Source organism: Kitasatospora sp. NPDC057738 (assembly GCF_042798815.1).
In the GTDB taxonomy this organism is placed as follows: domain Bacteria; phylum Actinomycetota; class Actinomycetes; order Streptomycetales; family Streptomycetaceae; genus Kitasatospora; species Kitasatospora lactacystinica.
Map to the genome: position 1 here is coordinate 89,412 of NZ_JBHVJT010000028.1, position 10,098 is coordinate 99,509.

Sequence of the window (10,098 nt, forward strand, 5' to 3'; positions counted from 1 at the left end):
TAGCGCGTTGGTGAGGTTGTGTGAGATCGCTTGTTCTTGGCTGCAGGAGGGGGGGGCGAAGCGCGCCCCACCCTGGGGACCCGGGCGAAGCTAAGCCCCCTCTCCCCCCCCCCCCCCGCGGTGGTGGTGAAGTGGCGCTGGTGGTGCTTGTGGTGACTGGGTGTCAGCCCTTGAAGGTGCCGGACTTCTCCACGGCCCACTTGCCGTCCTTGACGGTGTAGACGGTGAGCTGCTTGTTGGTGGTGTCGCCGAACTCGTCGAAGGAGACCTTGCCGGTCACGCCGTCGAAGCTGACCTTCTGGACGGCGTCGCGGACGGCCTTGCGGTCGGGGACCTTGCCGTTGTTGTCCTTCACGGCCTGCTTGACGCCCTGGATGATGGCCCAGGCGCTGTCGTAGGAGTAGCCGCCGTAGGTCTCGTAGGCGTCCTTGTAGCCGGCGGTCTTGTAGTCGGCGATGAACTTCTTGGCGGTGTCGAGGGATTCGACGGGCAGGCCGACGGCGGTGGCGTAGTCGCCCTGGCTCTTGGGGTTGAGCTTGATGAAGTCGCCGCTCTGGATGCCGTCGCCGCCCATCAGTGGGATGTTGACGCCGGCCTCCTTGAGCTGGAGGGAGAGCGGGCCGGCCGCGGGGTACTCGCCGCCGTAGTAGACGGCCTCGGCGCCGGAGCTCCTGACCTTGGTGACGATGGCGGCGAAGTCGCGGTCGTCGGGGTTGACGTGCTCCTCGCCGACCAGCTGGCCGCCGAGCTTGGTGAACTCGCCCTTGAAGGTGCCGGCCAGGCCCGCGCCGTAGGTCTTCTGGTCGTCGATCAGGAAGACCTTGGTCTTCTTGGCGTCGGTGTAGAGGAACTGGGCGGCGAAGGGGCCCTGGACGGCGTCGGTGGTGGCGGTGCGGAAGTAGGACGTGAACGGGCGCTTCTTCTCGCCGCTGGCCCACTTCTCGCCCTGGCTGAGGGCGACGCCGGTGTTGGCGGGGGAGACCTCGACCAGGGAGGCGTCGTCGAAGATCTGCTGCATCGACTGGGCCACGCTGGAGTTGAGCGGGCCGACGACGCCGAGGACCTTGGAGTCGCCGACGAGCTGGGTGGCGTTCTGCTGGCCGGGGGCGGGCTTGCCGGTGTCGTCCAGGGCCTTGATCTCGAACTTGACGCCGGGGACCTCGTTGGCCTCGTTGGCCTTCTTGATCGCGAGGTCGACGGAGTTGCGGATGCCGAGGCCGAGGGCGGAGAGGTCGCCGGTGAGCGGGGCGTCGACGCCGATGACGACGGTGGTGGAGCCGGAGTTGGAGGTGCCGCCGTCGGCCTTCTTCTCTCCGCGGGAGCCGCAGGCGCTGAGGCTGAGGGCGCCGATCACGGCAATGCTCACGACAACTGCTGAACGATGACGCACGAGGGTCCCCTTCGGTTCAGGAGGCGCCCGCGCCTGAATGGCGGGAGCCGGAGTGCGCGGAGGGCCTGGCCCAATCGAATGGCGCGGTGACTGGCCGTGACTCTAGATGCCGTTGGGCGGCTCGGGCAGTGCTGGGAGCAGGCTGTGATTCTCTTGTTATGAGCACACGGAGTATTTGTCTCACGATGTGGTCGTTCTGGCTCGATCGATCCCGCGATGCCGGGCGTTTACGCGCTGGTAGGGCGATGTAAGGCCCAGAAATGGGGGTTGCAGCTGGCAGCGCCGATAATCGGACACCAGTGTCCGATGCCCTGCTTTCGACCTTGAGCGTCCGGATTGCGGACGAGGAGGGCGCGACCGGATGATCCCGGGGCGCCCGCGGGCCTCGGAACCGGCAATTGATCGGATTTCCTACTTGTTACGCAGCGTTACAGGGGTGGGTTTGCGCCGACCGCGCCCGGACATGCGAAGGCCCCCTTGTCCAGACCAACGCCTGCCCAGGGTGGCGGAAGGTCAAACAAGGGGGCGGAAAAGGGACTTGATGTTGTCCGGAGTGAACTCGCGGGCCCGGTGGGGACGTTGTCGGGCGGGATGGCGCGGTCGGAGCCGCCGTCAGAGGTCGCGCAGCATGCAGGTCAGCCGGCAGCTGGTGATCCGCCGGCCGGTGTCGTCGGTGATCGCGATCTCGTAGGTGGCCGCGGTGCGGCCCTTGAACACGGCCGTCGCCACCCCGGTCACCAGCCCGGAGGTGGCCGAGCGGTGGTGGGTCGCGTTGAGGTCCACACCGACCGCGTACCGGCCGGGACCGGCGTGCAGCATCGCCCCGATCGAGCCCAGCGTCTCGGCCAGCGCCGCCGACGCGCCGCCGTGCAGCAGCCCGTACGGCTGCTGGTTGCCCTCCACCGGCATGGTGCCGACCACGCGGTCGCCGGAGGCCTCGACGATCCGGATGCCGAGCTTGTCGCCGAGGTGGCCGCCCGAGAAGGTCTCCGGGTTCACGCCGAGCTTGGCGAAGTGGTCCAGCACGTCCTGCGGGACGTTCAGGAGGGGGGCGGTGTCGGGGACGGTGTCGGGAGTGGTGCCGGGGGCGTTGAGGGGGGCGGTGCCGGGGGCCGCATCGGTCATGGGGGAACTCCTGCCGCTGGGATCTGCTGGGGGGATGTGCCGCCTGTGATCGTACGACCGTCCTACTCATAGGTAGCAGCTGTGGCCGAACCGGCGCGGCGTCCTTTTTGTCGGTGCCGGGCCATAGGATCGGTGGCCGGTAGTGGAATCGGCAGGAACGGACGTTGACGTGGCTACGCAGAGTACGGACAAGGGCGCGACGGGTGGCGGCGGGGCCGGCCCGCGGCCCCGGCTGATGCTGCTCGACGGGCACTCGATGGCCTACCGGGCCTTCTACGCCCTGCCCGTGGAGAACTTCAACACCTCCACCGGCCAACCCACCAACGCGGTCTACGGCTTCGCCTCGATGCTCGCCAACACCGTCCGGGACGAGCAGCCCACCCACCTCGCCGTCGCCTTCGACCTCTCCCGGCAGACCTTCCGCTCCGTCGAGTTCCCCGACTACAAGGCCAACCGTGCCAAGACGCCGGACGAGTTCCGCAGCCAGGTCGGCCTGATCGGCGAACTGCTCGACGCCATGCACGTCCCCCGGCTGACGGCCGAGGGCTTCGAGGCCGACGACATCATCGCCACCCTGGCCACCGCCGCCGAGGCGGCCGGCTACGACGTCGACATCGTCACCGGCGACCGCGACTCGCTCCAGCTGGTCACCGACCACGTCACCGTGCTCTACCCGACCAAGGGCGTCTCCGAGCTCACCCGCTACACCCCGGAGAAGGTCGCCGAGAAGTACGGCGTCACCCCGCGCCAGTACCCGGACCTCGCCGCGCTGCGCGGCGACCCGTCCGACAACCTCCCCGGCATCCCCGGCGTCGGCGAGAAGACCGCCGCCAAGTGGGTCAACCAGTTCGGCTCCTTCGACGAACTCGTCGCCCGCGCCGACGAGGTCAAGGGCAAGATCGGCGAGAAGCTGCGCGACCACCTCGACTCGGTCAAGCGCAACCGGGTGCTCACCGAGCTGGTCCGCGACGTCGAACTCCCGCTCGGCGTCACCGACCTGGACCGCAAGCCGTTCGACAAGGACGCCGTCGGCTCCCTGATGGAGTCGCTGGAGTTCCGCAACGCCAACTTCCGCGACCGCGTCTTCGGCATCGACCCGACCACCGGCTCGGACACCGCCGAAGCCGAACTCGCCCCCGGCGTCGAGGTGGACGGCGAACTCCTCACCGACCCCGGCACCCTGGCCGCCTGGCTCGCCGAGCACGCCTCCGACGGCAAGACCACCGTCGCGCTCGCCGCCGTCTACCAGTGGGCGCTCGGCGCCGGCGAGGTCACCGAAGTGGCGCTCGCCGCCGGGGAGACGGCCGCCTGGTTCGACCCGGCGCTGCTCGCCGAGGAGGACGAGCGGGCCTTCGCCGCCTGGCTCGCCGACGCCGGCGCCCCCAAGGCCCTGCACATCGCCAAGCAGGTCATGCGCGCCTTCGCCGAGCGCGGCTGGACCATCGAGGGCGTCGTCGCCGACACCGCGCTCGCCGCCTACCTGGAGAAGCCCGGCCGCCGAACCTTCACCCTGGAGGTGCTCGCCGAGGAGTACCTGGCCCGCTCGCTCACCCCGGCCCCCGCCACCGAGAGCGGCCAACTCTCCTTCGACGCACCGGAGGAGGACGAGACCGCCGCCGCCCGGTCGCTGATGCTCCAGGCCCGCGCCGTGCTCGACCTCGCCGCGCTCTTCGACACCCGCCTCGGCGAGGTCGGCGCCGCCGAGCTGATGCACGACATGGAACTGCCCATCGCCGCCCTGCTGGCCCGGATGGAGCGCTACGGCATCGCCGCCGACCGCGAGTGGCTCACCGGCCTGGAGGCCCAGTTCGCCGCCGAGATCCAGCGCGTGGTGGAGGAGGCGCACGCCGCCGCCGGGCACGAGTTCAACCTCGGCTCGCCCAAGCAGCTCCAGGAGATCCTCTTCGGCGAGCTCGCACTCCCCAAGACCAAGAAGATCAAGACCGGCTACACCACCGACGCCGACGCGCTCACCTGGCTGGCCACCCAGACCGACAACGAACTGCCGGTCATCCTGCTGCGCCACCGCGACCAGGCCAAGCTGCGCACCACCGTCGAGGGCCTGCTCAAGACCGTCTCGCCCAAGGGCCGGATCCACACCACCTTCAACCAGATGGTCGCCGCCACCGGCCGGCTCTCCTCGCAGGACCCGAACCTGCAGAACATCCCGGTCCGCACCGAGGAGGGCCGGGCGATCCGCCGCGCCTTCGTCGTCGGCGAGGGCTACGAGTCGCTGCTCACCGCCGACTACTCCCAGATCGAACTGCGGATCATGGCCCACCTGTCCGAGGACGAGGCGCTGCTGCAGGCCTTCGCCTCCGGCGAGGACCTGCACAACACCGTCGCCTCCCAGGTCTTCGAGGTGCCGCGCGCCGCGGTGGACGCCGAGATGCGCCGCAAGATCAAGGCGATGTCCTACGGCCTGGCGTACGGACTCTCCGCGTACGGGCTCTCGCAGCAGCTCGGCATCAAGCCCGCCGAGGCCCAGGGCCTGATGGACACCTACTTCGAGCGCTTCGGCGGCGTGCGGGACTACCTGCGCCGGGTCGTCGACGAGGCCCGGGCGACGGGCTACACCGAGACCCTGCTCGGCCGCCGCCGCTACCTGCCGGACCTCAACAGCGACAACCGCCAGCGCCGCGAGATGGCCGAGCGGATGGCCCTCAACGCCCCGATCCAGGGCTCGGCCGCCGACATCGTCAAGATCGCCATGCTCCGGGTGGACGAAGCGCTGCGCACGGCCGGCCTCACCTCCCGGATGCTGCTCCAGGTGCACGACGAAATCGTGCTGGAGCTGGCCCCGGGCGAGCGCGAGCAGGTCGAGGCCGTCGTCCGCGAGCAGATGGCGGGCGCCTACCCGCTGCGCGCCCCGCTGGACGTCTCGGTCGGCGTCGGCCCCAACTGGGAGGCCGCCGCGCACTGACGGCACCGCTGTCGCACGGGCCCGGGCACGCGAGTGTCCGGGCCCGTTCCGCTGCCCCGGCACGCTGGCCGGAATCGGTCGGCGGTCCTGGGCTTCGGGCCGTGGCACTGGAAGGCATCCTGCGGACCACCCCTCCACCACCGGCCCCGTCCTGCCCGAGGACGGCGACTCGCGTCGCGAGCGCAGGCACCCGGCGCTCGATCAGGCCCTCCCGGCCCTCGTCCTTCCGGGGCTGCTCGGCGTCCTCCGCCTGCCCGCGATCCTGCTCGCCGTCGCGGCGGGGGCCCGCCGGCGGTGCCGCTCGGCATCGTCGCCGCGATCGTGCCGGCCGGGACCTCCCGCGCCACGGTGTCCCCGCCGGTTCACCCGCGGGTGGGCGGCGTGCACCGGGAAAACCGCAGCTCGGGCCGTCCGATGAGCGCGGGCCCCGGGACGCTCGGGCCCGCCGGGTGGCCGGGCTCGGAGGGTGGCCCAGTCGGCCCGCGGGGAATTGGTCCGGCAGGATGGGTCAATTCCCCACTACCGTAGGCACAATGACAACAGAGCCCACGTCGACCGACCAGCCCGTGTCCCTGGCCGAGGCGCCGATGCGTCAAGCCCGGAACTCCGCCGCCTTCTGGACCCTCACCGGCCTCTGCCGGGGACACGAGGTGATCCGGCGTCGCGGATTCGTCGCGGTCGACGGCGACGCGCGTGCGGGACTGCGGATCCTGATCCAGGAGCCCGACCTCGACCCGGGCGAACTGGCCGAGGTGAGCGAGCTGACGCGCCGGGCCGCGGGCCCCGTGAACGTCGAGGATCCGTTCAGCTCGACCGACCTGAACCACCTCGGCATGCGCAACTGGCAGATGCCGATCATGCTGCGCCAGCCCGGGCCCGTCGGAGAACCGGCGCTGGACGTGATCCGGGCACGGCAGTCCGAGGACCTCCGGGCGGCCGAGCGGGTCGTGATCGAGGGCTTCGAGCTGGACGGGTTCGAGCCCCACCGTCCCGGCGAGCTGTTCCCGACGGCGTTGATCGAACAGTCCGGCGTGGACGTGTTCGTCGCCATGCTCGACGGCGTGGCTGCGGGAGCCTGCGTCAGCGTCGTGGCCGACGGCGTCGGCAGCCACTACTGGGTCGGTACGTCGTCGGCGTTCCGGTCGCGTGGCGTGGGCCGGGCCGTCATGCTCGGCGCCCTCGCCCACCTGGCGGACCTGCCGGCCACGCTCACCGCTTCGAAGCTGGGCAGACCGCTGTACGAGTCGCTGGGCTACGTCACCGCGGCACCCTCGACCTGGTGGGCCTCGCCCTCCGGGACGGTATAGCGCCGAAGCCCGCCGGCCTGCCGGTTCAGGGCCCCGGCCGTGTGGACGGACGGTCGGGTCCGGCAGGGCGATCTCCTCATCCGGACGCGCCGGCCGGCCCCCGGGCCGCGCGGGAAGTCGGCCCCGCCGGCCCCCGCGCTCCCGGGGTGGTGGCTCGGGTGGCTCGGGTGGGCTCCGGTGCCGAGTCGAGGCACGTGGCGAACGTGCGGCGGCGGAAGGCGGACACCGCGGGGTTCCATGGGGTTCCGTGGGGGTTCCGTGGGGGTTCCGTGGCGTTCCGTGGGGCGTCGCCGTCCGGAGCGGAAGACCGACCGGGGCGGGACCGCGAAGGGGCGGGTTGCGTGGTGGACAGCGGTTCGGCTTCCGCGCTCGTGGAGGAAGCCCGGGAACGGTTGCGGCGGTCGCGGCGCGACTCGCGGCCGTCGGCGTCCTGGGCCTCGCCGGCCTCCTGACGCTCGGTGCGCTCCGCACGCTCGCCCGGGCCGGAGTGAGGCTGCCCCGGCCCGGCACCGTCGGACTGATGCCACGTCAGTTGCACTGGGTATCAGGCGCATTGGCCGCGCCAGGACTCTGGCCGGTCCTGTTCGGCAGTCCTACGCTCCTGGCATGGCTCTGGATGACGTCCTGCGCACCGGCCCCGCCTCGACCGACATCGTCCTGCGCGAGGGCGGCGGCACCCGGCGCAGTGCGCTCCTGTACTGCCTGACGGCCGTCGGGAGTGCGCTGAAGGCGCCGCTGGTGCTCTTCGCGCCGACGTTCATGGTGGCGTTCGTCCTGTGGCTCCTCGGCGCGACCGGGGGCACCGTCGCCGCGGTGGTCGGGGTGATCGCGGGGGTCGAGTACCTGCTTGCCGTCCCGGTGATCGCCCGGATGGAAGTGACCACCGTCCACTGGATCGAGTTCGCCCCGCCCGAGGCGGCGGAGCGTTACCGGCTGGTCCGGGGCGGGCGCCCCGACGACTGGCGGCCGCTGACCGAACTGCCCGCCGTCCGGCTGGTGCACAGCATCATGGAGCCCTACGAGGGCGATCGCGCGCCGGTCGAGGAGGCGCTCGTCGGGCGGCTGGACTTCACCGGTGGGCAGGTGGTGTGGAAGCCGCCCGCCGGCACCGACGCGGAGCGCCTGCGGGAGGCCCTGACCGTGCTGCTCGGCCCCGCCGGCGTCGAGGTCGAACTGATCACCAAGCGCAGCGTGCGGCCCAAGCCCTCGCCGGCGTCCTACTCGCCGTGGATCTCCGGAGGCTCGGGCTCGGCGAACTCGGGCGGCTGCTGAACCGCTCCGCGCAACTCTGGTCGCGATCGCGATCTTGTCGGTGATCAGCGTGTGGGGTGCCCGGAATCCGTAGCGCTGGGCGGTGGCGAGGCGGGCCGGCCCGTACTCTGCCGCCCGGTTGTCCCGGAGATGGTTGACGTGGCGCGCCCCAGCAGCGACGCCAGGATGCCACCCGCCCCCCAGAAGGTTCGCGCGGCGGCGAACCGGCGGTCCTCGCCGCCGAGGTCGGCAGGCCCCTCGTAGGGCGAGGGCCCGCGCACCCGGACGGAGCGGACGGCCGTGAGGTCCAGCTCGCGGCTCGACGTGCGGAGCGTGGCTCCGGGCCCCCACCGCGCCCCACCCCCGCGGACGCCAAGCAAACCCCCGCCGGGGCGGTTAGTTGACGACAACAAACAAAAAAAACAGATCCCCTCACTACCCCCCTCCCGTCTTGGGTCTGGGGGTGCGGGTTTTCCCTCGTTACCCCTGTTTCCCCACACTCGGCGCCAACCGAGGCACCCTCGTGCGGGTCGGTGCCGGGATCGAGACGGACCACCGGGGTCATTTCCGGCAACTCCACTGCTGCGCAGAACCGTTCATTGGCCCGCCCCGGTGGGGCGGGGGTGCTGGGGAGCAGGAAGTCGGCGGGGCCGACTTCCTGCGCGCGCCACCGAGGCCGCCGAGCGGTGCGGATCGTCAGCACCACTCGTCACTGCTCGCGTCCGGTCACGGGGATCGAGGGCCGGGAGGGGAACCGGGCAGGGTACTCGGCAGGTCGGCCGTGACCAGCTCGGCAGCGCGCGCGGGGTCGCCGTCCGCGCGGGCGAGCAGCGCCTCGATGTCGTAGCCCGATGGCCCGAAGGCGGCGTCGACGCCGAGGGAACGGCCCCAGCCGAAGCGTTCCATGGAGACGGCGGCGCCCAGGTCGGGGCGGAGCCGGTCGAGCGTGCAGACCAGCTCCCAGGCGAAGGCGTCCAGGCGGGCCCGCCGAGCCGGGTTGCAGGCGTTCACGGCGTCGGTGACCCAGTCGTCGCCGGGCTCGTACTCCGGGAGGGCCGGCAGCGGTTCGAGGGCATCCGTGATCTGCGCCGCGCTGAACGTGAGGAGGTGTGCGCCCTCGGGGTTGTCGACCAGCTCGGCGAGGAACGGGACGGCGCGGGGGTCGTGCCGACAGGCCAGTCCGCGGATCGCCTCCGTACGGGTGTCGGCGTGCTCGTCGGCCGTCCGAGCCCAGAGCGCGGCCCGGATCGCGGCGCTGTCCACCTCGGCCTGGACGCCGAGGGTGAACGTCGCCCAGTTCCGGACCTCCGGGTCCGGGTCCTGACTCAGCCCGACGAGGGCGCGGATGTCCGGTCCGTCCGGCAGGCCGGTGAGGACCTCCGCGAACGAGCGGGCCACCTCCTCACGGACCTCGGCGTCAGGATGCCCGGCGAGGGCGACGAGAACGGGGACGGCGCGCGGGTCGGACGTCTTCTCGATCGCGCGCGCCAGGGACCGCAGCACGCCGGCCTCGGTCTCCCGCTGTGCGAGGGCGACCAGCGCGGTGGCCGTCCCGGCGCGGACCGCCTCGTGGTGATAGCTGGTGTCGCGCAACAGGTCGCAGCCCGCCCCGCGCTCGATCGGATCGGCCGAAGCGATCAGCTCCAGGCCGAGCGGAAGAGCGGCCGCCCCGTCGTCGGAGGCCGCCCGCCACAGCAGCGATACGTACTCGGCCCAGCCGTCGTGGTCGTCCGGGTCGTCCGAGGCGGCGATGGCGCGCGCCGCCACCAGTGCCCGCGTGACCAGCTCCGCCACGGTGTCCGTTTCCATGCGGGCATTCTGGTGCACGAAGCGCGGGTGCACGCGGGAATTGTCGGCCCGACGGCGTCTCCGGTCCACGCCCGCGTCGACAACCCGGGACGCGACCGGGACCGACCGAGAGCCCAACTTGCCGTGGAGCAAAGGGGATCGAGAACGGCGTCTTCGCTGCGCCCGGTGCTGCTGGGGCGTCCATGTCGTCGCTGACGAAGAACATCGGCAGGCCGAGCCACTCGTCCAGGGCGCAAGGTTGAAGCAGTGGGACGTCGAAGCTGGGGGTGCGCAGGAAGTCGGCGGGGCCGACT

Annotated in this window: 6 protein-coding genes; 3 read left to right on the top strand and 3 right to left on the bottom strand. The window is 71.7% G+C overall.

The annotated features are described in order from the left end of the window. Nucleotides 1-163: 163 nt before the first annotated feature. On the bottom strand, nt 164-1,390 hold the full coding sequence (locus tag ACFVGO_RS17825) for a branched-chain amino acid ABC transporter substrate-binding protein (RefSeq protein ID WP_359914208.1): 1,227 nt from the start codon (nt 1,388-1,390) through the stop codon (nt 164-166). A 612-nt stretch (nt 1,391-2,002) separates the two neighbouring features. Further along, entirely contained in the window at nt 2,003-2,515 is a 513-nt protein-coding gene (locus ACFVGO_RS17830; protein ID WP_380632661.1) for a PaaI family thioesterase, read from the bottom strand. A 235-nt stretch (nt 2,516-2,750) separates the two neighbouring features. Here ACFVGO_RS17830 and polA point away from each other — a divergent pair, with 235 nt between their 5' ends. The 3 genes from polA (at nt 2,751) to ACFVGO_RS17845 (ending at nt 8,017) form a co-directional block, all read left to right on the top strand. Continuing rightward, nucleotides 2,751-5,438, top strand: a complete 2,688-nt coding sequence (polA, locus tag ACFVGO_RS17835) for a DNA polymerase I (protein ID WP_359914223.1) — start codon at nt 2,751-2,753, stop codon at nt 5,436-5,438. A 533-nt stretch (nt 5,439-5,971) separates the two neighbouring features. Further along, nucleotides 5,972-6,745: a GNAT family N-acetyltransferase gene (locus ACFVGO_RS17840; RefSeq protein WP_380632664.1), complete on the top strand. Its 774-nt coding sequence runs from the start codon at nt 5,972-5,974 to the stop codon at nt 6,743-6,745. A 606-nt stretch (nt 6,746-7,351) separates the two neighbouring features. Beyond that, nucleotides 7,352-8,017 carry a hypothetical protein gene (locus ACFVGO_RS17845; protein ID WP_380632666.1) on the top strand — a complete coding sequence of 222 codons (666 nt, stop codon included), beginning with the start codon at nt 7,352-7,354 and terminating at the stop codon, nt 8,015-8,017. Nucleotides 8,018-8,722: 705 nt separating this feature from the next. Here the strand turns inward: ACFVGO_RS17845 and ACFVGO_RS17850 are convergent. Next, the gene (locus ACFVGO_RS17850; RefSeq protein ID WP_380357756.1) at nt 8,723-9,805 is read right to left on the bottom strand and encodes a HEAT repeat domain-containing protein; all 1,083 of its coding nucleotides are present in this window, start codon (nt 9,803-9,805) and stop codon (nt 8,723-8,725) included. Between the last annotated feature and the right edge of the window lie 293 nt (nt 9,806-10,098).